Annotated in this window: 20 protein-coding genes; 19 read left to right on the forward strand and 1 reads right to left on the reverse strand. The window is 31.5% G+C overall.

Annotated elements, in window-relative coordinates:
* The first annotated feature begins 160 nt into the window (after positions 1–160).
* The 12 genes from OCU55_RS01405 to OCU55_RS01460 all read left to right on the forward strand — a co-directional run bounded on the left by OCU55_RS01405 (position 161) and on the right by OCU55_RS01460 (position 14656).
* Positions 161–1909, forward strand: a complete 1749-nt coding sequence (locus OCU55_RS01405) for a sensor histidine kinase (protein WP_261850531.1) — start codon at positions 161–163, stop codon at positions 1907–1909.
* Positions 1884–3476 (forward strand): response regulator transcription factor, encoded by a 1593-nt coding sequence (locus OCU55_RS01410; RefSeq protein ID WP_261850532.1) that lies wholly within the window; start codon positions 1884–1886, stop codon positions 3474–3476. Before OCU55_RS01405 ends, OCU55_RS01410 begins: the two co-directional genes overlap by 26 nt.
* 156 nt (positions 3477–3632) lie before the next feature.
* Positions 3633–5147, forward strand: coding sequence for an ABC transporter substrate-binding protein (locus OCU55_RS01415; protein ID WP_261850533.1), 1515 nt, complete (start codon positions 3633–3635; stop codon positions 5145–5147).
* Between the two features lie 71 nt (positions 5148–5218).
* A complete protein-coding gene (locus OCU55_RS01420; protein WP_261850534.1) occupies positions 5219–6142 on the forward strand; it encodes an ABC transporter permease in 924 nt (307 codons plus the stop codon).
* 11 nt (positions 6143–6153) lie between these two features.
* Complete coding sequence (locus OCU55_RS01425; RefSeq protein ID WP_261850535.1) at positions 6154–7053, forward strand: carbohydrate ABC transporter permease; 900 nt, start codon at positions 6154–6156, stop codon at positions 7051–7053.
* 44 nt (positions 7054–7097) lie between these two features.
* The gene (locus tag OCU55_RS01430) at positions 7098–7904 is read left to right on the forward strand and encodes a Nif3-like dinuclear metal center hexameric protein (RefSeq protein WP_261850536.1); all 807 of its coding nucleotides are present in this window, start codon (positions 7098–7100) and stop codon (positions 7902–7904) included.
* 45 nt (positions 7905–7949) lie between these two features.
* Positions 7950–8894, forward strand: coding sequence for an alpha/beta hydrolase (locus OCU55_RS01435; protein ID WP_261850537.1), 945 nt, complete (start codon positions 7950–7952; stop codon positions 8892–8894).
* 16 nt (positions 8895–8910) lie between these two features.
* Positions 8911–9702, forward strand: coding sequence for an alpha/beta hydrolase (locus OCU55_RS01440; protein ID WP_261850538.1), 792 nt, complete (start codon positions 8911–8913; stop codon positions 9700–9702).
* A 17-nt stretch (positions 9703–9719) separates the two neighbouring features.
* Positions 9720–10550, forward strand: coding sequence for a polysaccharide deacetylase family protein (locus OCU55_RS01445; protein ID WP_261850539.1), 831 nt, complete (start codon positions 9720–9722; stop codon positions 10548–10550).
* 66 nt (positions 10551–10616) lie between these two features.
* Positions 10617–11039 (forward strand): DUF3237 domain-containing protein, encoded by a 423-nt coding sequence (locus OCU55_RS01450; RefSeq protein WP_261850540.1) that lies wholly within the window; start codon positions 10617–10619, stop codon positions 11037–11039.
* 104 nt (positions 11040–11143) lie between these two features.
* Positions 11144–12115 (forward strand): LacI family DNA-binding transcriptional regulator, encoded by a 972-nt coding sequence (locus OCU55_RS01455; protein ID WP_261850541.1) that lies wholly within the window; start codon positions 11144–11146, stop codon positions 12113–12115.
* A gap of 1077 nt (positions 12116–13192) precedes the next feature.
* Positions 13193–14656 (forward strand): family 43 glycosylhydrolase, encoded by a 1464-nt coding sequence (locus OCU55_RS01460; RefSeq protein WP_261850542.1) that lies wholly within the window; start codon positions 13193–13195, stop codon positions 14654–14656.
* Positions 14657–14752: 96 nt separating this feature from the next.
* On the opposite strand, the gene OCU55_RS01465 is transcribed toward OCU55_RS01460, so the two are convergent.
* A complete protein-coding gene (locus OCU55_RS01465) occupies positions 14753–15229 on the reverse strand; it encodes a DUF3237 domain-containing protein (protein WP_261850543.1) in 477 nt (158 codons plus the stop codon).
* 292 nt (positions 15230–15521) lie between these two features.
* Here OCU55_RS01465 and OCU55_RS01470 point away from each other — a divergent pair, with 292 nt between their 5' ends.
* The 7 genes from OCU55_RS01470 to OCU55_RS01500 all read left to right on the forward strand — a co-directional run bounded on the left by OCU55_RS01470 (position 15522) and on the right by OCU55_RS01500 (position 25121).
* Positions 15522–16211 (forward strand): response regulator transcription factor, encoded by a 690-nt coding sequence (locus OCU55_RS01470; RefSeq protein ID WP_261850544.1) that lies wholly within the window; start codon positions 15522–15524, stop codon positions 16209–16211.
* A 72-nt stretch (positions 16212–16283) separates the two neighbouring features.
* Positions 16284–17336, forward strand: a complete 1053-nt coding sequence (locus OCU55_RS01475) for a sensor histidine kinase (protein ID WP_261850545.1) — start codon at positions 16284–16286, stop codon at positions 17334–17336.
* A 580-nt stretch (positions 17337–17916) separates the two neighbouring features.
* Positions 17917–18684, forward strand: coding sequence for an ABC transporter ATP-binding protein (locus tag OCU55_RS01480; RefSeq protein WP_261850546.1), 768 nt, complete (start codon positions 17917–17919; stop codon positions 18682–18684).
* Entirely contained in the window at positions 18671–20632 is a 1962-nt protein-coding gene (locus OCU55_RS01485) for an ABC transporter permease (protein WP_261850547.1), read from the forward strand. Before OCU55_RS01480 ends, OCU55_RS01485 begins: the two co-directional genes overlap by 14 nt.
* Positions 20633–20934: 302 nt before the next feature.
* A complete protein-coding gene (locus OCU55_RS01490) occupies positions 20935–22698 on the forward strand; it encodes a spore germination protein (protein WP_261850548.1) in 1764 nt (587 codons plus the stop codon).
* A complete protein-coding gene (locus OCU55_RS01495) occupies positions 22682–23791 on the forward strand; it encodes a GerAB/ArcD/ProY family transporter (protein ID WP_261850549.1) in 1110 nt (369 codons plus the stop codon). Before OCU55_RS01490 ends, OCU55_RS01495 begins: the two co-directional genes overlap by 17 nt.
* Positions 23778–25121, forward strand: coding sequence for a Ger(x)C family spore germination protein (locus OCU55_RS01500; protein ID WP_261850550.1), 1344 nt, complete (start codon positions 23778–23780; stop codon positions 25119–25121). Before OCU55_RS01495 ends, OCU55_RS01500 begins: the two co-directional genes overlap by 14 nt.

Consider the following 25121-nt stretch of genomic DNA (forward strand, 5'->3'; position numbering starts at 1 on the left):
GCAATTTACGAGATTTATTTATATAGATTATTGAATAGTAATTGTTTATTAGTGTAATAACCAAAGTTATTGATATAGATGACATAGTAATATATAATGTTGTGAAAATAATAGAAGCGAAGTACAAACTGTACTAATGCTTAACAGTAGGTGCAATACAATGATTGATAGAAGAAAATATAAAAATTCTTTAGTATTTAGGATTACTGGAGGAACAGTGACTGTAATTATATTGCTTTTATTGGTGTTAGTTACTAGTAACGTTTATTCTTTACATGTTGTTAAGAATAATACTATAAACTCTGCCATGAATGAAATGAGAATTCATATTAACAATATGAATAATTGTTTCGATAATGCAATAAATGATTTAAATGAAATAGTTTTAGGAATAAATAATCAAGTTGATTTAAAAAATGGTGATGAAAGTACCAGATATTTTGAAACTAAAAGATTACAGGATATTTTAATAGAAAGAATGAATATAAGCAAAACTACTGATGTTTATTCTATATATAACTCATCAGCGGATTTACTTTTGATGAGTGTAAGCAGTAGGGTTACATCGAAGGAAAAAATTGAGCTAGACAATATTATTAGGAAAGATTTGTTGAATAGAAGATATTCTGTTAAAGATTTATGGTCTCCAATTAAGCTCGATAATAAATGGTTCTTCTTTAAAATGTACCGATTTTCGGATAACATTATTGTTGGATTTATTAAAGCAGATACATTAATGGCTCTTGTGGACTTAAAGGGTGGGAATATAGACGAGCAAATAGTTTTAACTGATAGTTTAGGTAATTCTTTATCTAAAGTGGGGAATATAAACTTTACAGATATACCAAATAAATTGGCAAATGAAAGCGAAGTAGTAAATAACTTTGATAATAAATATATTATGGTTTCAACTAGAGTAGAGTCAAGTAAAGCAAGGCTTTCTACATTAATTGAAGAAAAAGGAGTGCTTTTGGGACTTGGATATATTCAATGGTTCATAGCAATCTTAGGAATTATTTCGTTGATTTTGATGCCTTATATAATTTACTACTTGAATAGGGAAATTTTAAGACCTGTGAAGGGATTAGTATTAGGAACGCGACAGGTTGAACAAGGTAACTTCGAATATCGTGTTAATGAGGAGGTAGAGTCGCTTGAATTTAATACCTTAATTCATTCATTTAATTCTATGATAAAAGAGATTAAGACTTTAAAAATTAGTGCCTATGAAGAAAAATTGGAACTTAATAAAGCAGAATTAAGATATCTACAAACGCAGATTAGACCTCATTTTTTTCTGAATGCACTTACTACTATACATAGTTTAGCCTATAAGGATAAAAATGAGGAGATTAGAGAATTTATAGATGCTCTATCCAATCATTTAAGATATATGTTCAGAGGTGGATTAAATAAAGTATCGATAAAAGAAGAAATTGATCGTATAAAAGATTATTTCTACATGCAGGAAATAAAGTTTCCTAATAGTGTTTTCTATGTTATAGATGTAGACCAATTTACTGAACAGGAACGCATACCACAACTTCTTATTCTTACATTTGTAGAAAATGCCTTTAAGCATTCTATGACACTGGAAGATACGCTTTCGATTTTCATTAAAACAGAGCGGTGTATTTTTGATGGAAAGGATTCTGTAAGAATAATAATCGAAGATGATGGTGAGGGATTTCCAGAGGATATTATAAAAAAAGTAAATGAAGATAGCAGTGCTTATACATCTGATGGATATAGAATTGGAATTACAAACATTAAAAGGACATTAGAATTATTATATGGAAAAGATAATCTTCTAAAGCTTTCTAATGAAGAGCCTATGGGAGGAAAAGTTGAAATAGTAATTCCTTTAGAGAAAGGTGATGAAATTGAGATTAATAATAGTAGAAGATGATTTACTTACAGCAGAAGTAATACGGGATTCTATAAATTGGTCAATGTTTGGAATCCATGAAGTCAGCATGGCACATAATGTTATTGGAGCTCAAAAACTTTTTGAAGAAAAGGTTCCTGATATTGTTATATGTGATATTGAAATGCCAAAAGGTACTGGAATTGATCTTATAAAATGGGCACGTTCCAATGATTATAAAAGCGAATTCATTTTTCTAACTTGTCATGAAAACTTTGAATTTGCATCTACTGCCTTAGATTACAATGCAATAAGCTATATAACGAAACCTTTTAATATAGATAAGACTGAAATGGCAATTTTGAAAGCTGTTGAAAAAATTAAAAAAGAAAGTTATCTTCATAGATATAGTGAATACGGACAGCATTGGGTAGATAACAAGAGATTAATGATTGAAAATTTTTGCAGAGAACTTTTATTCTTCAGCATACCTGCAGAAGAGGAGATAGTTTTAGAGGAGATATTAAGGAGAAAAATTCCACTAAGTATTGATGCTTCGTACTATTTGGTATTAATTAGTGTAGTAAAATCAGAAAATCAAACTATAGTTCTTGATGATAAAACTTTTGAGTATGCCCTTAAAAAAATACTATCTGAAGTTTTGATAGATGAATTTGATTTGGGTTATGCTGTTCATTATGTTACTGAAAGGAATCATAACGTTGCTATAGTAATACAAGACAAATATTCCGTTGAAGAAATAAAAGAGAAATGTATAAGTTTAATTGAAAAGTATGAGAAATATCTAAAGTGCAGCGCTACATGCTATATCGGTAGTAAATCAACAATAACTTTGCTTGGGAAAAATCGAGTGGAGTTAGAAGAAATAGACCAAAACAACATCATTTTTAGAAGTAAGGTATTCTTTCAAGGTGAAAAAAATTCTTTAACTTTAAATGCTCAATATAGTATTGATACAGTCTTACTTAATAGTATGTTGGAAAAAAGAGATAAACTAAATATAGTTAATTATATTAAGAAAGAATTGGAGTTGCTAGTAGCTAAGAATAATCTTGATGTTTCCGTTATGCGTTCCATTCATCAGGATTTTATGCAGATTATATATACTTTTTTGTATAAAAGAGAGATACAGGCTCATAAATTATTTTCAGATAAAATATCACAAAAACTAAATTTTTCTGCAGATAATTCAATCTTTGATATGATGAAATGGGTACACTTTATAATAACAAGAACTATTGATTATGCAGAAGAAGCAGAAAAGTCTCAAAGTATAATAGAAAAATCAAAGAAATATATTCATGATAATTTTAATGAAAACATTACTAAAAATGATGTAGCTGCAAAAGTTTTTCTAACTCCAGATTATGTGGCTAAGTTGTTTAAAGCTGAAGTAGGTATTGCTATTAAGGAATATATTAACCAGTGTAGGATTGAAAGAGCTAAAGAATTACTTATAAGCACTAATACTAGTATAAGTATCATTGCTTCAGAGGTAGGATTCGATAACTTTTCATATTTCTCAACAATATTTAAAAAGCTCACTGGATTGAGTCCATATTCATATAGAAAGAAGGATGAAAAGTAATTTTCATCCTAAAATTATTTCTATTTAGAAAAAACACTTAAAATTGAAAAACTATTGCTTGTTTTTGAAAGCGTTTACTAACGATGAAAATTATAATATAAGTATGATGAAAAAACAAATAAAAGGCTAACACTAAATTGTGTAAGGGGGATTCATATGAAAAGATCAAAAAAAATCTTAAGTCTATTGATGGCTGTTGCTCTTAGTACTACAGCGTTAACTGCTTGTGGCAACAGTGAATCAAAAGAATCAGCTAATTCATCAGGGAAAAATGGAAGCCCAGATGAAATTGTTTATGCATTTACAACCTTTAATAAAATCTCAGAAGACTTAGGAAGTGTAGAAAAAGCTATAAATGACATTACTGTTCCCAAAATAAATGTCAAAGTAAAATTAAAGCCGCTCAGTGTATCAAATTACTCACAACAAGTAAATTTAGCTATACAAAGCGGAGAGCAGCTGGATGTATTTCATACCTTAGGGGATTTAAATCAATATATTTCTAAGAATGAATTAATGCCACTGGATGATTTGCTTGACAAGTATGGTAAAGAAACAAAGCAGATTGTAGGCAATGATTTCTTAGAAACTACTAAGTCTAATGGTAAAACTTATGCAGTTCCATCTAATAAGGGTGCCGCTATTGCTCCTAATTTAGTGTATAGGGTGGATATAATGAACGAATTAGGAATATCACCAGATAGTATTAAAACTGTAAATGACTTAGATGCACTTTACGAAAAGGTAAAAGCAAAATATCCCAATATGATTCCTGTTGCACCAACAAATCAAGGAATTTCAGGTGTTTTGCACACAATCGATAATGTAGACTACCTTACTGATGATTTATTTAAGCCAACAGCAGTTTTAATTGGAGATAGCACTAAAGTTGTGGATTTTTATGAAACTGATGCCTTTAAGGAAAAGGTAAAGATAGCTAGAGAGTGGTACAACAAGGGGTATCTTTCTAAAGATGCAGCTACTACTAATACTTTAGCAAGTGAGCTTATTTCATCGGATCGCTGTTTCTCGTACGTGGCAAGCTATGCAGGAAAAGAGTCAGCTGCTCAAATTTCAGCGGTGACAGGAAAGAATATGGGGATGATAAGGCTAGCGCAGCCATACTTGTCAACTACAAATGTAAATGCTGTTAGCTGGGGCATAGCTTCAACTAGTCAAAAGCCAGAAGCAGCAATGAAATTCTTAAATTTAACTTATTCTGATAAGGCTGTAGTAAACTTACTTATTTATGGTATTGAAGGTACAGATTATGTCAAGGTTGATGCTGATCATGTAAAATACCCAGATGGAAAAGACGCAAATTCAGTACCATATACTGCTCAACTTAGTTGTGGAATAATAGGAAATCAATTTATTCAGTATTCAATGGCTGGTCAAAGTACAGACGATTTAAAGCTTATGGAAAGTGAAAATAAAAACTCGACAAGATCTAAAGCCTTTGGATTTACTTTTGATAGTACAAGTGTTAAAACTGAATACTCTTCAGCTATGAATGTAATTAATCAGTACTTACCGGGACTAAATTGTGGAGCACTTGATCCTGATAAAGAAATTCCAAATTTTATCAAGAAACTTAAGGATGCAGGCATGGATAAAATTGTTGCAGAAAAACAAAAACAACTTGATGCTTGGTTAGCAACAAAAAAATAGAACATTTATTTTGATGAAGTGAAGAGTTGCTAAAACCTTCACTTTATTCATAAAATAAGGGGGATAAGTCTATGAAAAGAAATGCAAAATGGAGGAGTTCAAAAAGTTCATTACCATTATTGATGTTGACGATTCCAGGTTTACTTTATCTTTTAATAAATAATTACATACCTATGGTAGGAGCGATTATTGCATTTAAAAGCCCAAACTTTCAAAAGGGTATTTTTGGGGGAAAGTGGGTTGGATTTGATAATTTTGCGTTTTTATTTAAGACCAAAGATGCTTGGATAATGACAAGAAATACCATATTATATAACCTCGGTTTTATAATATTAGGTACTATTGGTGCTGTATTTGTTGCCATACTTATGACAGAATTAACTAAAAAGGTTATGTCAAAGTTTTATCAGAATGCATTAATACTGCCAAGTGTAATTTCCATGGTAATTGTATCTTATATTGCTTTCTCATTCCTAAACTCAGATTCGGGACTAATAAATAAATCAATTTTGAAGGTATTCGGTTTACCAGAGATTTCATGGTATTCAGAACCAAAATACTGGCCATTTATTCTAGTATTTGTTTTTCTTTGGAAAACTACGGGATATTCATCTTTGGTTTATATTGCTAGTATTGCTGGAATAGATAAAAGCATTTATGAAGCAGCTCAAATAGATGGAGCAGGAAAGTTAAGACAGATAAAGGATATTACACTGCCTCTATTAAAACCTACAATAATCATAATGACATTAATGGCTGTAGGAAGAATTATGAACTCAGATTTTGGTTTGTTTTATCAAGTGCCGATGAATTCAGGTGCATTGTATAATACCACACAAACAATAGATACCTTTGTTTATCGTGCAATGATGCAGTTAAATGATACAGGAATGGCAGCTGCTTCGGGTTTATATCAATCTTTAGTAGGATTTATTTTAGTAATAGCTGCAAATGGATTAATAAGAAAAATAGATCCGGAAAATTCGATATTTTAGGGGGAAAGTAAATGAATAATTTAAAAACTCGGGGAGAGAAAGTCTTCAGTATTTTTGCTGAAATGTTAGTAATTCTTTTAGTAGTAGTCAGCTTAGCGCCTTTATTATTAATTTTTATTGCCTCATTTACAAAAGAAACAGCATTAGTAGCCAATGGATATAGTTTTTTCCCTAAAGCCTTAAGTTTAGATGCGTATTATTACATGATCTCTCAATCTACAATGATTCTGAGAGCATATGGTGTCTCATTATTTGTTACAGGAGTAGGAACATTCCTAAGTATTATTATAACTTCTATGCTTGCATATCCACTATCAAGAAAAGACTTTAAGTATGGAAAATTAATTTCCTTTTTAGTTCTATTCACTATGCTATTTAGTGGAGGGGTAGCTCCTGCATATATTATGTGGACAAGAATTTTTCATATTAAAAACACTATATTTGCATTGATTTTACCTAATTATTTGATGAATGCCTTTAATGTTTTTTTAGTTACAAACTACTATAGAAATAGTATTCCAGATGCACTTGTTGAGGCAGCTCGAATTGATGGAGCAGGGGAGTTAAAGATATTCTTCCGTATAATATTGCCATTATCCATACCAGCTGTAGCAACTATAGGAATATTTACTGGACTTGCGTACTGGAATGATTGGATTAACGGTATATATTATATTACAAATCCAAAACTTTATGGAATACAAAATCTTTTAGTAAGAATAATGGATAATATTCAGTTCTTAAAATCTGGAGCAGCAGGGTCCACTATAGGAACGGTAGCAACCCAATTGCCAAGCACATCTGTACGTATGGCGTTAGCAGTAATAGGTATATTACCAATTGTTATACTATTTCCATTTGTTCAAAAGTATCTTATTAAGGGTGTTGTTGTAGGTGCAGTAAAAGAATAAAGTAGTAGATGTTAAAGGTAAAAATAATTATGGAGGTTATATTTATGAAGGTAAAAGAGATTACAGATGAAATCATAAATAAATTCGGAGGGGTTAAATTTGAAGAAACCTGCGATCAGCTGATAAGTGGAAGTTATGATATAGAAGTTTCAGGTGTTGTAACAACATTTATGGCAACTGTAGATGTAATCAAGCAAGCAATAGATTGTGGGGCAAACTTTATTATTACTCATGAGCCAACCTATTATACTGGAGCAGACAAATTGGATTGGTTAAAAGATGACCCAGTATATATAGAAAAGAAAAAGATGTTGGAGGATCATGGTATTGCCATATGGCGCTTTCATGATCATATGCATGCGGCACCTACTGATTTAATATACGATGGCTTGCTAAAAGAAATAGGTTGGGAAGAGTACTTAATTAAAGGCCTTAAATTTCCGCATTGCTATGAGATACCAGAAATAACTCTGAATGAATTAGCAGATTTTTTCAAGATTAAATTGGAAATGGAGGTAATTCAAATTGTTGGATCACCTGAAACAAGATGTAGAAGAGTTGGTATTTTAGTTGGTGGTGGAAGCCTAGGACTTGGCGTAGAGGAAATGCCGATGGTTTTAATGAAGGAACAAAACCTGGATGTTATTGTATGTGGTGATATTACAGAGTGGACTTTATGTCCTTATATACGTGATGCTTCTGCATTAAACATGAATAAAGCTATGCTTGTATTAGGGCATGAACGTAGTGAAGAAGCTGGTATGAAATATATGTCAAGATGGCTTGCGCCAATGCTAAAAGAAACACCTGTATATTTTATAGATACAAAAGAACCCTTTATATATCTATAACTAAATAAGAAAGAAATCTATGGTTGCTTAAGTGGAGGAATATTTATGTCATACAAAGAAAGAATTTTGCCTGAATTATTGCCAATCTTACATAATGCAGTAAGATTTGATTTGAATAAGGATTTAGAAATGATGAGAAATATTAAATTGCCACCTATAGAAAAGTCTAACAATATATTAACTACTGCATGTATGATTAGCGGTCCAGAGTCAGAACTGTTAGTGAAAATTTATGAGCCTAAGGATAGAAAGAATGTAAAATTGCCTGTAGTATTTTGGATTCATGGCGGTGGATATGTCATCGGTCACCCTGATGGAGATGATGGGTTATGTGAGTTATTCGTTAATGAAGTAAACTGCGTTGTCATTTCGGTTGATTATAGGTTGGCACCAGAAAATTTATATCCAGCGGCAATTGAGGATTGTTATTCTGGACTTAAATGGACGGTAGAAAATGCAGAAAAACTAAAAATAGATACTTCAAGGATTGCTATTGCAGGAGCAAGTGCTGGAGGTGGGTTAACAGCTGCACTTGCATTGATGGTTCGCGACCGAAATGAAATAAAAGTAGCATTTCAGATGCCTTTATACCCGATGCTAGATGATAGGAATATAACTCCATCCAGTTATGAAGTGAACGAAGAAAATGTACCGACAGCATGGAATAGGGAGGCAAACCAGATTGCATGGAAGATGTATTTAGGAGATATGAGTTCAGATCAGGTACCTTATTATGCTGCTCCTGCAAGGGCTAAAGATTTGACTGGGCTTCCACCTGCATATATATTTGTAGGTCAAATTGATCCTTTTAGGGATGAGATAATAGATTATGTTGGTCGATTAGCACAGGCTGGTGTTGATGTGGAATTTCATTTATACCCAGGATGCTTTCATGGCTTTGATTCGATTTTTAACGATACTAATATTAGTAAACAAGCTAGGAATGGTTGCATAAGTGCATTAATAAAGGCATTAAATACAGTGAAATAGTAAGGAGGAGAAAAAAATGGCATTTTCACAGGTGAATTTTTATTCAAAATCATTAAGAAAAATTGTTACTTTCAATGCAATTGTTCCAATAGATACAATAGAGATACCAGGAATGAAAGAAGTGAAGAAGGGATCTATGAAATCTCTTTATATTTTAAGTGGTTACTCAGGGAATTATACAGATTGGATTTGTGGAAGCCGAATTCAAGAATTAGCTCTAAAACATAATATTGCAGTATTTATGCCTTCAGGCGAAAATAGCTTCTATCTAGATGATACTGACAAGGGGGAGCTATACGGAGAGTTTGTTGGAAGCGAGCTAGTTGAATTTACACGAAAACTATTTCAGTTATCAGAGAAAAGAGAAGATACCTTTATAGGTGGACTTTCTATGGGAGGATATGGTGCCATAAGAAATGGTTTGAAATATTATGATAATTTCAGCCGCATAATTGCATTGTCATCTGCTCTTATAATTCATAATGTTGCAGGAATTCCTGAGGATTTTAAAGATCCAATTGCTGACTATAAATATTACACAAGAGTTTTTGGGGATTTGAATCAATTATTAGGAAGTGACAAAGATCCTGAGGCACTTATTAGCAAACTAAAGCAGGAGGACAAACCTATTCCTGACATATATATGGCTTGTGGAAAAGAAGACTTTCTTATAAATGAAAACAGAAGTTATCATGAATTTTTAGTTTCAGAGGAAGTAGAACATACTTATGTGGAAGGACAAGGAATTCATGATTGGAATTTCTGGAATGAATATATTGAGAAATCTATACTTTGGGCGCTGGAATAAAATATGGAGGCATAGACATGGCTATTATAAAACAACTTTTTCCAAGAGGAATCAAGAAGGCCTTTACTTTGAGTTATGATGATGGAATTACTCAGGATAAAAGATTAGTTAACATTTTTAATAAGTATAACTTAAAAGCTACATTTAATTTGAATTCTGGACTCCAAAATGAGGATGGATCTTTTGTAATAAACGATTTACTAATAAAAAGAATAAATGAAAATGAGATAGTTGATGTATATAGAGGACATGAAATTGCAATTCATGGATTAAGGCATCTTTCACTAACTGATATAACTAAAGAACTTGTGATTAAGGAAATCCTTGAGGATAAGCAAAATCATGAGAAGATTTTTGGTTATCCTGTAAGAGGGATGGCATATCCTTATGGAGTTTATAATAAAACAGTTTTTGAGGTATTAGAAACTCTTGGAGTGGCTTATTCGAGAACTGTAAACAATCACGGCAAATTTGATTTGCCTTTAAACTATTTAGAATGGAATCCTACAGCTCATCATAATGTTGCAAATTTAATGAGTGTAGCAGAAAGATTTATTAAGGAAGAATTTAATTCATTAGGTATTTTCTATTTATGGGGACATAGTTATGAATTTGATTTATATAATAATTGGCAAGTAATAGAGGAACTCTGTAAATATGTAAGTAATAAGGAAGACATTTGGTATGCAACAAATATACAGATAATAGATTATCTTACTGCATTAAATGGATTGAAATTCTCTAAAGATTATACTTTTGTCTATAATCCATCTGAACTTTCAGTTTGGATAGAATTCAATGGAATATCAATAGAGATAAAAGCAGGTGAAACAAAAATATTAAGTTAGCAATTGATAAAATTAATAAATGTATGATAAATTGTACATCTATATAAATGAAGAAGGTGTAATAAAATGCTGTTAGATGCAGAGTTAGTGTTAGAGTTAAACGTAGAAGTAGGAGAAGTTCAAGAGGTTGGAAAAACACCAAAGGGATTTCTTAGACTTATTCCTATAACTGGAGGAACATTTTCTGGAAAAAACATAAAAGGCAAAGTTTTATCTGGAGGTTATGATTGGAATACCGCTTTGAATGATGAGATAGTACATGCATTTGCAAGATATACATTACAAACTGATGATGGGGTATATATTTCTATTGAAAATGAAGGATATTTAGATTCAAGAATTCAGGATAAGAAGATTAAAACTACTCCCCGATTCCAAATATCTGATGGCAAATATGATTGGCTGAGAAGTGGTGTTTTCGTAGGGAATTTAGAGGCTGGAAAAACTGATACACCAAGTGTTAGCATAAAAGTTTATGAAATGAAATAAATTAATTCAATAGATTTATAGAGTTTATACCATAGACAACAATAGAGGGGTATAATATAATTTAACTAAATTAGGATCAGATAAAGAAAAGGATGATTTTAGGTATGGCAACTATAAAAGATGTGGCTGAGATAGCTGGAGTAACAGTTACAACAGTTTCAAGAGTTTTGAATAACAGAGGCTATATAAGTGACTCCACAAGAGAAAAGGTCAACGCTGCTATGAAGGAGCTTAACTATCAGCCAAATGAATTAGCAAGATCTTTGTTTAGAAAAAAATCAAATATTATAGGATTAATTGTACCGGATGTAGCTCATCCATTTTTTGCGAAGTTAACAAGCTATATAGAGGCCTATGCCTATGCGGCTGGATATAAGGTATTGCTATGTAATTCTTATCAAGATGCTACAAAGGAAAAAGATTATGTTGAGATGCTTAAAGGAAATCAAGTTGATGGAATAATAATGGGAAGCCACACCTTGGAAACTTCTGATTACCTAACCCCAACTCTTCCTATCGTTGCAATTGATAGGGACTTCTCAAATAATATACCTTTTATAACCTCTGATAATTATGCTGGAGGACTAATTGCTACTAATTTGTTACTGGATAAAGGGTGTAAGAAACTTGCTCATATAAGCGGACCTTTGGAGCTTAGTACTCCAGCAAATAAGCGTTATGAAGCCTTTATGAATACTGTGCTTGAAAGAAAGGCTCAGTATGTAGTTGAGCAAGCTAAGTTAGATGTATATGAGAGTTATAAAAAGCTAGCTCGTAAAATTTTTCATAAACATCCTGATATTGATGGGGTATTTGCTAGCAGCGACATGATAGCTGCTGCAATGATGCAAGTTTCACAAGAACTCGGCAAAGAAGTGCCTAGAGATATAAAGGTTATCGGATATGACGATGTTGAGGTTGCTTCATTAATGGCCATTCCATTGACTACAATAAAGCAGCCAATAGACGAAATGGCTCAGTTAGCAATTAAACTTCTATTAGATCAAATGGAAGGCAAAAAGGTCACAGTTGAAAATGTTTTACCAGTGAAACTAATTGAAAGAAAGAGTACTTAATTAGTTTGTTTTTTATAACACAGTGTTATAAATTGATGTTAAAGACTGTTCTAAAGATTCCTAGTGAATAGAGGAAAATTTCCGTAGTTAATTATATTAATAATTGTGATAATAAGAGAGTATAGAAGAATGCTAAGACATGTAATGAAAACAAGGATTAGCCATTTCTTCTTTTTTCTTTTGTAAGAAAAAATGCTTGCTACAACTCCTAATAATGGTAATAAAAACTTTATAATTAAGCCTATTACAATAAAGATATAAAATGATAATGTGAAAAGAGCTTGATCAATATTTTTATGCATAATGGATACCTCTTTTTTAACAATAAAGATTAATAATATGAATAAATCTTATTAGAGATTAACACACCTATATATAGAATTATTTGAGTTGACGATTAGTATTAAATTAAATATTAACAAATTTATTGAAACGTTGTAAAAATAATAATATAATATCTGTATAATAACAATATTAATGACATATACAGTTAAACCTGTCAGAGCTCAAATAGAAAAAATATCGTAATAAATATTCAATTCTAATAAAAAAGTATAGTAATATTAATATCTATCTTTCTCAATTAATCAAAAGACTTCTATTAATCTTGAATTTTCTAAATTTATAAATGCAAAAATTATGATTATTTACAATAATATAAGATGCTTTAAAACGCTTAAAACAAATCTATAAATTTTTTCCATATTTTGATTCTAAATAATTTTCATTCAGTATATTACGACACATTATGTAAACCTTATTAATCTCAATTAGTTTGAATTAAAATCATTTAACGTTAAATAAGATGTATGCTTGGATATTAGATTAACTAAACAAAAGTAATAATTTAAAGAAGGGAGGAATGAGAGGAAAACAGTGTTGAATAATATATCTATTTCAGACTTTACTATAAGCTAATATTTAAACTAATCTTTTAAGAGATATTGTACACAATTCAAGTATCGTTTATCCTATGATCTTTACCCCCAAGTATACTCTTAAAGCATAAAGTTTGATGTCCAATGATCCTTACACTAATTCATAAATAGAAAATAAATTTTGAAAGGTGTGTAATAAATGTTTAAAAAGATATTTCTATGTTTGGTCATAATCTTTGCAATTTGCTTGCCAGATCTAGGTGTAAAAGCTTCTGCTGCCACTTTTACTAATCCGCTAGGAGGCGGAGCAGATCCCTGGGTTATTTCAGCTGGTGGATACTACTATTATGTTCAATCAAATGGCGGTAATACTATAACTATTAGAAAATCTTCAACTCTTCAAGGGATAACTAGTGGAACAGAGACTACTGTATGGACTGCACCTGGGGGAACCCCATATTCCAGTGAAACCTGGGCACCAGAATTACATTATGTAAGAGGCAGATGGTATATTTATTTTGCTGCTGATAATGGTACAAATGAAAATCATAGAATGTATTGTTTAGAAGGTGGTACAGATGCTAATAACCCATTAAATGGGGCTTTCAACTTTAAAGGAAAGGTTGCAGCTTCTACAGATAGATGGGCTATAGATGGCACCGTTTTAGATTACAACAATCAACTATACTTCATATGGTCTGGTTGGGAAGGTACTACTAATGTAGCACAAAACTTATATATAGCTAAGATGAGTAATCCGTATACTATATCAGGAGATAGAGTACTGATATCTACACCTGATCAAGGCTGGGAGAGGAATGGAACACCATATATTAATGAAGGACCAGAAGTTCTTGTAAGTGGTTCTACAGTAAATATAATATATTCTGCAAGTGGAAGCTGGACAGATGATTATTGTTTAGGAAGACTAACTTGTACTAATGGAGACTTAATGAATAGATCTGCGTATACAAAGGTTGGTCCTGTATTTTCTAAGTTTGGAGATGTATATGGTCCAGGACATGCTAGTTTTGTAAAATCACCTGATGGAGTACAAAACTGGATTGTATATCATGCTGCAGTATCACAAGGTTCAGGATGGACAAGAAATATAAGAATGCAGCAATTTACAATACTAAGTAATGGAACTCCAATGTTTGGTGTGCCAGTACAACCTAATGTGCCACTTCAAGTGCCTTCAACTGGCAATAGTATGCCGCTAGTAAATAACGGCATATATACGCTTACAGCCCTATGCAGTAATCTTAACTTGGATGTATCAGGTGGAGCAAATACTGATGGAACTAAGCTTCAGCAATATCAAAGTAATGGGACCGCAGCACAACAATTTAGATTTGTAGATTGCGGTGGTGGATACTACAAGCTAGTGCCAATGTGTGCTCCTAATATGTGCGTCGACAACCCTTATGGATCAACAGCACTTGGCGGTGCAGTTGCATATCAGATATGTACTGATAATGGCCAAGATGCACAAAGATTTAGAATTGAAGACATGGGAAATGGAGTATATAAGTTAGTGAATAAAGCTAGTAATCTTCCTCTAGATGTTGCAGGAGCATCAACACAGAGTGGTGCACAGATAGATCAGTGGCAGGATAACGGAAATAATGCTCAGAGATGGAGATTAACTCGTGTAGGTTAAGGTTCATAATATTATAAGATTAAGGGTGCTGTATTGGTGATAAAAAAATTGCTAATACAACACTCTATTTATTTTTACTAAAATTATATTTAAAGACTACATAACCTTATAGAATTTAAGCAAGACATTTTCAGGTAATCGAGTAGCATAACATACAAAAATACAATCCATCATCCATTTATAGCTCTCATCATAGGTCTCGAATGTAGGAATTGTGCGGAAATAATACACGCTAGGATCAACAAACTTGCCTGATTTAACATCTTCAACATATTCAATTGGCACTGTACGAACTCCATTATTCTCTATGTAAATGGAGGCACCATCCTCTAGCTTTATAGCGTATCTTGCTGAAAGGTCACACTTCCCATCTGGGCGAATGATTTGACTATCTATGCCACCTGGCAATACTTCTCCATTAAAGCCATCACCAATTACTTTTCCAGATAAAATAGGGATTAACTGGCGTCTTCCAACTGTATCGTCTTGTCCAACAACTATAGGTTTATCGACTACAATTTCAATGCTGAATATTTCTTTAAGTTCTGATTCTTTAATATCACTAGTATTCATATAAGAGTCCAATCCTTTCTGTATTTCAATTAAAATTAGCTACTATCAAGTACATCTTTAATGATTTATATATTAAGTATATAAATAGATCTAGTGAATTTGCTAACCAGTAACAATCACTATAATATTGAGTATTAACTCTATTGTAGCATATTTTATGGACATAATTACATTAAGAGCGTGAAGCTATAAAACTGTTTTTATGTAAGTTATATGGTAAAATAAAAATATTATAAAGCTAAATGTGGCTTCTTTATATTTATATGGCATCAGAAGTTCAGGAGGTGTTTGAATGTACAGCATAATGATAATTGAAGATGATAAAAAATTAAGTACATTAATAAAAAATCATCTAGAGAAATATGGTTATAAAACCTATCAAGTAGAGGATTTTTCTAAAATAAAAACAGAGTTTGTCAGCAACAATCCTAATCTTGTTCTTATGGATATAAATCTACCACTGTTTGATGGTTTTTACTGGTGTAGAGACATAAGGACAGTATCTAATATTCCGATTATATTTATATCAGCTAGGGATTCAGATATGGATCAAGTTATGGCTATTGAAAATGGTGGGGATGATTATATAACAAAACCTTTTTCTTATGATGTGCTACTAGCGAAAATAAAGGGAGTTATAAGAAGAGCTTATGGAAGTTATGCAGAGAGCAACAGTAGTGATGTATTTGAAGTAAACGGTCTTTTCTTATATATAGATCAAAATATAATTGAGTATAAGGAAAAGAAAGTTGAACTAAGTAAGAAAGAATTCCAACTGCTTTATTCTTTGGTAAAGAACAAGGATAAGATTGTTTCAAGGGAGACCTTGCTTGAAGTTTTATGGAATGATATAGATTTTGTTGATGATAATACTCTATCGGTGAATATGACAAGGGTAAGAAAGAGACTAGAAGAGATTGGAATTAAAGATGTAATAGAGACAAAGAGGGGACAAGGTTATAGAATAATATCAAGCTGGTAATACTCAGAAAATAATTTAGAAATATAAGTTTAATACGAAGTGATGCACCAATAATTAAGGCAGGTGGTATAAATGAAGTTTAGAAATTTCATTAAGGATAGAATAGCATATACTACGGTATATATAATTAGTACTTGCACAGTTACTCTTATAATGTATTTAACTTTGATAATAAATGGATTAAGGTTTCCGATTGACAATATATTTTATGCCTTTATAATTTCTATAGCTTTTTATATACTTTTTTTAATATATGATTATTATAGAAATAAGAATTTTTATAGTCAGCTTAATTTAATACTTAATGAGGAAAAAGACTTGGATTATATACTTAATATAGGTACGCCTAATAACTCTGAACAAGAGATGTTTAAAAAGGTTTTGTTGAAACTATATAAGCTTTCAGGGGATAAAACCATAAAGTATGAGGAAGCTCATAAGCAGTATATCTATTTTGTGAATCAATGGGTACATCAGATGAAGACACCAGTATCTGTTATTAATCTCTTGCTTCAAGAGCAAGTAAATGAAGAGCAAAGAGAAGTGTTTCAAAGTATATCGGAAGAAAATGAAAAGCTAGCGCATGGTCTTGATATGATGCTTTACAATGCTAGACTTAATGAATTTAATCTTGATTTTAACGTAGAGAGTTTGGATATAATATCTATTGGAAGAAAAGTTATAAATGATAATAAAAAATCAATGATAAGACATCATATATTTCCTAAGATAACGACTAATAAAGAAATGCCAGTGGAAACAGACAGAAAGTGGATTTATTTTGTAATAAACCAAATAGTTATCAATGCTATAAAATACTCTAAGTCTGACTCAGAAGAAAGTAAATTAATTACCTTTGATGTTAATGAAGAGGCTTCAAAGACAACCTTATCTATAAGTGATCAGGGGATAGGCATACCTAAGGAAGACATAAGCAGAGTTTTTAATGCCTTCTTTACTGGTAAAAATGGACGAAAAACCTCTGAATCTACGGGAATGGGAATGTATCTTGCAAAGAGAGTTTGCGACAACTTGGGACACGAATTTCGCGTAAACTCAGAAGAAGGTATCGGAACCACTTTCTCTATTATATTCCATAAAGGAAAGAACATATTTAATTTTTAGCATATGTTTAAGAATATTATTGAAATTAAGTGGTTATGCAGGAGATGCTATATGAGTGAGCTATTAGAATTAAATGATTTTTTCAGACGGAATGGCTCTAAAAAATCGCTAATTGTTCTTTATTAGTGATTTTTTTACGCATCTGCCTTTTCTGAACGTATGTGAAGAAATTCTGGCAGGCGATATATTTTTACTTTTTAATTATATAGCATTTATATTTTATTAAATTTAAGATATAAAATATTTATAGAAGGCATGGATTTTTAAAAAGTAAACTGTACTGTTCGAACGTAGTGAGTTTACAGTTTTAGCCATGTAATATGACAAAATCATATTAATTCTTTGCGTAAGCTCATTAAAGTCTTGGAGGAGTGACATATAAATTTCAACATTAGAAACCTTTCAATATTGTAAGATTAAAATTATAGTTGAAAGAGAAATCGATACCTTGATTTCTCTATTTTTTTTATAATTAGTACATAGAGTTAAGGTTAAATCTTAGGCGCTGTTTAAGAACATTATTTAAAGTAATTTTAACAGAGTGCTGAAAACTAATAAAATGACTGAAAGGAAGGATATAATGTCTATACTAAAGGCTGAAAATATAACAAAGATATATGGTGATAAAAGAGGCGGTTTGAAGGTAAAGGCTCTTGATATGTTTAATATAAATATTGAAGAAGGAGAGTTTGTAGGGGTTATGGGACCTTCAGGAAGTGGAAAGAGTACCCTTCTAAATATTTTGGCTACAATCGATACTCCATCTTCAGGTGAACTTCTTATAAATGGGGTAAATCCTAGCAAGCTTGATGAGAAAAAAGCAGCTTTATTTAGAAGAAAAGAGCTTGGATTTATATTTCAAGATTTTAACCTTTTAGATTCATTATCTATAAAGGAGAATATAATACTTCCGCTTGTACTAGATAAACTTAAGGTTTCAGAGATTGAAAAAAAGGTAGAGGATATCGCTGATATTTTAAATATAAAAGATATTTTGGATAAAAGGCCTTATGAAACTTCTGGTGGTCAGCAACAAAGAGCAGCTTGTGCAAGAGCGTTAATTCATAATCCGTCTATAATACTTGCAGATGAACCAACTGGTAACCTTGATTCTAAGGCTTCTCAGGATGTTATGGAATCTTTAACAAATTTAAATAAGGAAAAGAAAGCAACTATAATGATGGTAACGCATGATCCTTTTGCAGCAAGTTTTTGTCATAGAATAATAATGATCAAAGATGGAAAACACTTTTTAGAGATTGTAAGAGGAGGCAACAGGCAAGCTTTCTTTAAGGAGATAATGGACTCACTTACTCTTATAGGGGGACGTTACAATGACCTTGCGTAGTATTGCTTTTAAAAATATAAAGGGAAATTTAAATAAATTTGTAATGTACTATTTAAGTAATGCTTTGGTAGTTATGGTATTCTTTATATTTGCTAATTTCATGTTAAATCCACAGGTGAAAAATGTGGGAGTCATGGGGCAAATGGGTGCTGTAACATTGCAGGCAATGTATCTTTGTGAGATAGTTATACTCGTATTTACAGTGGTATTTACTAACTATTCAATCTCAAGTTTCTTAAAGTCTAGAGAAAAAGAGTTTGGTCTTTTATCCTTGTTTGGACTTACTAAGGGACAGATAAGAAACTATGTGTTGTTTGAAAACCTAATAGTGTCAGGATTTTCAATAGCGACAGGTCTTCTTTTTGGAATATTGTTTTCTAAATTATTTTTTATGGCAGTATCAGCTATTTTAATTTTAGATAAGGAGCTTCCATTAGTAGTCTCAGCAAAAGCTATATTATTGACAGTAGCCAGTTTCTTAATATTATTTCAAGGAATAGGTTTTATATCAAGTTATAGAATTAAGAATAACAATATAATAGAGTTACTTAGAGGAGCGAGAGTTGCAAAACCAGTACCAAAGTTTTCAACTAGAAAGGCAGTTTTATCTATAGTACTCATTGCAGCTGGGTATATCATGGCTTTATTTTCAAACCAAGCTATAATATTCACCATGCTGCCTATATTAATAGTAACAGTGGCAGGAACTTTTATGCTGTATTCACAATTTAGTGTGTACCTTACAAGCAAGCTTCAGAAAAATAAAGAAGTGTTTTATAAAGGAATCAATATGATAACTCTATCTCAGATAGTATATAAACTTAGGGACAATTCGAGAATACTATTTGCGGTTTCTATACTTTCAGCTGTAACTTTAACAGCTTCTGCATCTGTGTATTCTTTTCAAAAGGTTATACAGAAAAATATTATAATTAATTTTCCACAAGACTTAAGTTTCTTTGAAGCTGGGTTGAATTCACACCAGGTAATTGCACCTGAAAGAGTAGAAAAAATCCTTAAGGATGATGGGCAAGAAATAACATATAAAAATAAAGTTGTTCTTATAAATGCTGTTAATGAAAGTTTATCTGAAGAAGAAAAAACAAAGCATAGTACTTTTCCTAATAGGATAGATTTTAACATTATGTCTAATACAGACTATAATGCTTTAGCAAAGGAGGAAAAAGTATCAACTATTAATCTTAAAGCTGGAGAAATATTTATAAATTCCTATAACCTTAATGGTGGTGAATCGAAAAAGCTGTTCCAAGATAAGGAAGAGTTAAAATTAAATATAGAAGGAAAATCTACTACGTGGAAGATAAAACAAGAAGTAAGTGGAGGAGTAATTAATACTGATGAAAGAAATGCAAGTACAGCTGTAGTAAGTGACGAAGAGTTTAATAAACTTAAAGCAAATATAAAGGCTGAAAAACTAAATGTTTATTATGGATATAGCCTAAAGGATTGGATGAAGTCATCAAACTCTGTATTAAAAATAAAGGCAGAAGTGCCAAAGGAAATGAGCAAAAAGTTTGATGAAAGAGTAACGGATGTGGTAGAGATTATGAAGGGAATGTCATTGTTCTTCTTTATTGGTACATTTATTTCAATATTATTCTTCATAGCTACAGGAAGTATATTGTATTTTAAGCTGTTCAACGAAGTTCAGAAAGATAAACAAGAGTTTATAGCACTTAAAAAGATGGGGCTATCAATAGGTGAAGTAAAGAGAATAGTAAGTACCCAATGTGCAGTAATGTTTTTTCTACCATTTATAGTAGCATTCATTCACACTTGTTTTGCAATAAAAGCATTAAGCAATATTTTAAAATCAAATCTCAGCTTATACTTAATGATTATTGTAGGAGTTTATCTATTACTTCAGACGGTTTACTATCTGTTTGCAAAGTCCATGTATATAAAGCAGATAAATAGCTGGGAATAAAAATAAAGAAAAAAATTGTTAATGTAAAATATTTAATTTAAGACCATGTATATTTGGAAGGATAATTACTTTCTATATATGCATGGTTTTTATTTATTATAGTTTTCAGAGAAGAAGAATATAAAAATAATTACAAATTTAAGTATGAATCTCTAAGTTATTTTAGTGACAAATTCATAGATTCTAGCCATTGCAAAAAGAAATATAAGCTAATTAAATATATATTAGCTAATAATATGAGTATTTTCCATCTATTCCGCAAATTATATTATTATAATTCTACTGATAGAGTGGTGATAGTAGTGGCAAAAAAGGCAGGATTTTTAAAAAAAATGCTATCTTATATTACATATAAAGATAAAAAACAAGTTAAGGAGTTCTACGTACCTACTGTTGATGAGCTAAAAGATGAAAAGGTTAATAATGAAGGTACTAATTATAATGAAAAAAACAATGACTATGATAAAAAATCTACTGGTGTAGTTTCAGGAGTAAACAGTAAAGATAAGACCCAAGAGGATATCAATGAAACAATAACTACTTCAATTGAAGATAATATTAAATTAATTAATTCAAAATTCAATGCTCCTACCAATAAAGATATCATTATTCGAAGATTTCTAATAGCAGATAAATATATGGCGTTTATTGCTTATCTTGATGGTATGGTAAATGAGCAAATAATTAATGATTTTATATTAAGGCCTTTATTAAACATTAAGGGATTTCAGCAAAAAGAGCAGCAATGTCAATTAGATTACATTCTTGAAAGTATACTTGAGACTAATAAAGCTCAAAAGTTAAAAAAACCTAAGGGGGTAATTAATGAGATACTTTTAGGAAATACGGTACTTTATATTAATGAATGTAATTTCTATGTGACTAATGAAACAAAAGGGTTTCCAGCTAGAGGGGTTGAGAAGCCGGCTATTGAAGGTACTGTAACAGGTGCACAAGAAGCTTTTAATGAGAGTTTAAGGGTTAATATATCTTTAGTAAGGAAAATTATTAAAAATGAAAACTTAACTACAGAATTTTTAAGTATGGGAGAAAGGAACAAAAACCAATGTGCCATCATGTATCTGAATGGACTCGTAAATCCAGCAATTGTTGATGAGGTAAAAAGGAGAATATCAAGTATTGAGACTGATTATAATGCAGGGGATGGCATGATAGAGCAGTTCATTGAAGATAGTACTTTTTCAATTATTCCAACGATGCTAACAACTGAGAGACCAGATAGAACGGCATCACATATCGCAGAAGGGCGCGTTGCAATTATTTGTGAGGGTACCCCATTTGCTAAAGTCGTGCCAATAAACTTTGTATCACTTCTTCATAGTCCGGAAGATGCATTTATGAGGTTCCCATATGGAACAATTTTAAGACTTGTAAGATTAATAGGCATGTTTATAGCAACATTACTACCTAGTATATATGTAGCAATGACAAATTTTCACCAAGAAATGATACCAACAGATTTGTTAATTGCAATTGTTAAGGCTAAAGAAAATGTACCTTTTCCTACAATAGTAGAAGTGGTGCTGATGGAATTTTCTTTTGAACTTATTAGGGAAGCAGGAATTAGGATACCTGGGATAATTGGTAATACTCTTGGAATCATTGGAGCTTTAATTTTAGGTCAGGCAGCAGTTCAAGCAAATATTGTTAGTCCAGTACTTATTATAATTGTGGCCATAACTGGTCTTGGTAATTTTGCTATACCAAGTTTCAGTTTGGGGCTAGCAATAAGACTAATAAGGTTTGGATTTATAGCTTCAGGAGCCTTGCTTGGATTCTATGGAATAACCTGTTTCATGATGTTATTAGGAATATATTTAGTTAATATCAAATCCTTTGGTATACCGATATTTGCACCTGTGTTACCAAGAACCTCTAAAAGTAATGACTACATTGTAAGATATCCTGTATGGAAACAGGATAAGAGGATAGACAGTATTAATCCTTTAGATACTACTAGACAGCCAAAGATATCTAGAAAGTGGACGGTGGAAGACGCTGACTATAATAATGATGGGAGGGAAAACGATGATAAAGGAAGGTAAATTTGGAGGAAGAGAGGCTGTGACTCTTACTACATTAGTTTTGACTTCTAAGGTCTTTTACACTAGCATAAGTGTATTGTTTAAATCAGCAAGTACCTCTGCTTGGTATGCTACATTGATTTCATGCTTAGTTAGTATGATATTGTTCTACATTACTTGTTTGCTAATGAAGAGATATCCTGATAAGAATCTTGTTCAAATATTTGATATAGTTACAGGGAAATTCATTGGTAAAATTCTGTCACTTATATTTTGTGCCTACTTTATTTTTTATTCAGGAGCAACTATAAGAGAGTTTATAGAAATGGTAATATCCTATGTTTTACCATATACCCAACCAAGCGTAATTATAGCAGTGTTTTTATCAATTGTTGTTGCGTATGCCTATGTTGGTATAGAAGGAATTGCAAGAATGGCCTATGTAGGATTTTTCTGTGTAATTATAGGCTTAATAACAATACTTATATTACCTTACAGATTTTACGATATAAATAATCTTATACCAATAGGGGGATACGGAGTAAAAAGGATATTTGCTGTAGGTCTTTGGCGGTCATCAGCATATAGCGAAGTGATTTTTCTTGCATTTTTAGCTAATTGCCTCTATGGAGTTGAGCATTTAAAGAAGGTAGGGCTAATAAGTTTAGCCTTATCAGGAATTATTATAAGCATAGGTACTTTATGCTCATTAATGGCATTTGAATATGCACAAGGAGGAGAAAATCTGTCATCACTCTTTCAGCTTTCAAGAGTAATTTATATAAGTAGATTTCTTCAAAGAATAGAAAGTGTATTTATATTTATTTGGGTTATTGCTTCTATAATAAATGTCTCTTTGGCATTTTATGTATCTATAAGTATCTTTTGCAAGGCCTTCAATATTCCTAGGCACAGACCTTGTTTACTACCTTTTGCTTACTTTACTTTTATGGTTACACTTATTCCAAAGAATATAAGTGAAGCTTCTGAGGTTTATATTAAATTTGCAAGGCAATATAGTATTATAATTACTTACTTTATACCAATATTAGTTTTATTAATTTCCATAGTTCGTGGTAATAAAGGAGGTAAGCTTACAGATGAAAAGACTTAGTATAATTTTAGTATTAATTTTTGTAAGTTGTTTATTTCTATCTGGTTGCACAAAGGACAGTAGAGAAATAGATGATCAGGTATATTCACTGGTAATTGGATGTGATAAAGGAATTTGCAATAAAATAAGAATTACAGTTCAGTTTCCTGTATATAAATCAGGCAACAATGATAGTAGTGGAAATAATAAAAATAGCAATGGCTCTTCACAGGGTATATCAAATAATGGCAATACATTATTTGAAACTGTAGAAGCTTCATCTATTTTAGAGGGGATAAATCTTTTAGGTAGCGCAACGACTAGAAGAATATCGCTTGTACATACAAAAACCATAATATTTTCTGAAGCAGTGGCAAAAGAAGGAATTGAAGATGTTCTTGCTCCAATAGCAAGGTTTAGAGAAATAAGAAGAATAATGCAGGTTGTTATATGCCGAGGAAGTGCCGAAGAATTTATTAAAAACAACAACACCTTAATAGGTGAAAGTACAGCAAAAGCCATGGAACTCGCATCTACTCAAGCAAATTATTCTGGCTACTTTCCAGAGCAATCCTTTCAAGAATTTTATACAGGTGTTATTTCTCCATATAAGCAATCCTATGCTGTTTATGCTGGATTAAATGAGTTTAAAAAACTGCAACCGTTGGATAAGAGTGGTTCGTTACCTCTAGATTCTGATGAAATATTTTCATCTATGCTAAAAACTAAATATAATATGCCACCAGGTGATATGCCAAGGAGTGGTAATAGAAAAATAGAATTTATGGGAGTGGCATTTTTCAATGGAAGTAAGATGGTAGGGACTTTAAATGGGTATGAAACTAGATACTTACTTATGGTAGAAGGTAAGTTCCAAAGAGGTTACTTCACCATGGAGGATGAACAAAGTAAAGATCAAGCTATTGTAGTTGATTTACGATTAGGACGAAGGCCCAAAATTTCTGCATATTTTAAAGATGGAATCCCTATAATTAATGTCAAACTGAATATTGAAGCAGATATAGGGGCTATTCAAAGCAGAATACCTTATGAAAAATTAAATAGAATACAAGATTTAAATAAATCAATAGAGCAACTTGTACAAAGAGGAGTTTCAGATGTAATAAGAAAAACCCAGCAAGAATATAATACTGACGTCTTTGGATTTGGCAAAAAAGTAGCTACAAATTTCTTCACTGTCACAGAATTCGAAGAATACAACTGGCTGAAACACTACAAAGATGCAAAGATAAATGTTGAAGTTGAAGCTAATGTAAGAAGGACAGGAATAATGTCCCAATCAGCACCTATTAGAAATAACGAAGACACAATAAAAACTGGAGACGATTAA

This window comes from Clostridium folliculivorans (genome assembly GCF_024341905.1).
In the GTDB taxonomy this organism is placed as follows: domain Bacteria; phylum Bacillota; class Clostridia; order Clostridiales; family Clostridiaceae; genus Clostridium_AR; species Clostridium_AR folliculivorans.

Excerpts from the sequence above, each read along its gene's own strand:
- OCU55_RS01470 (WP_261850544.1), top strand. The coding sequence starts at position 15,522 with ATGTACAGCATAATGATAATTGAAGATGATAAAAAATTAAGTACATTA.
- OCU55_RS01420 (WP_261850534.1), top strand. The coding sequence starts at position 5,219 with ATGAAAAGAAATGCAAAATGGAGGAGTTCAAAAAGTTCATTACCATTA.
- OCU55_RS01440 (WP_261850538.1), top strand. The coding sequence starts at position 8,911 with ATGGCATTTTCACAGGTGAATTTTTATTCAAAATCATTAAGAAAAATT.
- OCU55_RS01415 (WP_261850533.1), top strand. The coding sequence starts at position 3,633 with ATGAAAAGATCAAAAAAAATCTTAAGTCTATTGATGGCTGTTGCTCTT.
- OCU55_RS01500 (WP_261850550.1), top strand. The coding sequence starts at position 23,778 with ATGAAAAGACTTAGTATAATTTTAGTATTAATTTTTGTAAGTTGTTTA.
- OCU55_RS01455 (WP_261850541.1), top strand. The coding sequence starts at position 11,144 with ATGGCAACTATAAAAGATGTGGCTGAGATAGCTGGAGTAACAGTTACA.
- OCU55_RS01475 (WP_261850545.1), top strand. The coding sequence starts at position 16,284 with ATGAAGTTTAGAAATTTCATTAAGGATAGAATAGCATATACTACGGTA.
- OCU55_RS01405 (WP_261850531.1), top strand. The coding sequence starts at position 161 with ATGATTGATAGAAGAAAATATAAAAATTCTTTAGTATTTAGGATTACT.
- OCU55_RS01485 (WP_261850547.1), top strand. The coding sequence starts at position 18,671 with ATGACCTTGCGTAGTATTGCTTTTAAAAATATAAAGGGAAATTTAAAT.
- OCU55_RS01460 (WP_261850542.1), top strand. The coding sequence starts at position 13,193 with ATGTTTAAAAAGATATTTCTATGTTTGGTCATAATCTTTGCAATTTGC.
- OCU55_RS01430 (WP_261850536.1), top strand. The coding sequence starts at position 7,098 with ATGAAGGTAAAAGAGATTACAGATGAAATCATAAATAAATTCGGAGGG.
- OCU55_RS01495 (WP_261850549.1), top strand. The coding sequence starts at position 22,682 with ATGATAAAGGAAGGTAAATTTGGAGGAAGAGAGGCTGTGACTCTTACT.
- OCU55_RS01480 (WP_261850546.1), top strand. The coding sequence starts at position 17,917 with ATGTCTATACTAAAGGCTGAAAATATAACAAAGATATATGGTGATAAA.
- OCU55_RS01465 (WP_261850543.1), bottom strand. The coding sequence starts at position 15,229 with ATGAATACTAGTGATATTAAAGAATCAGAACTTAAAGAAATATTCAGC.
- OCU55_RS01425 (WP_261850535.1), top strand. The coding sequence starts at position 6,154 with ATGAATAATTTAAAAACTCGGGGAGAGAAAGTCTTCAGTATTTTTGCT.
- OCU55_RS01435 (WP_261850537.1), top strand. The coding sequence starts at position 7,950 with ATGTCATACAAAGAAAGAATTTTGCCTGAATTATTGCCAATCTTACAT.
- OCU55_RS01450 (WP_261850540.1), top strand. The coding sequence starts at position 10,617 with ATGCTGTTAGATGCAGAGTTAGTGTTAGAGTTAAACGTAGAAGTAGGA.
- OCU55_RS01445 (WP_261850539.1), top strand. The coding sequence starts at position 9,720 with ATGGCTATTATAAAACAACTTTTTCCAAGAGGAATCAAGAAGGCCTTT.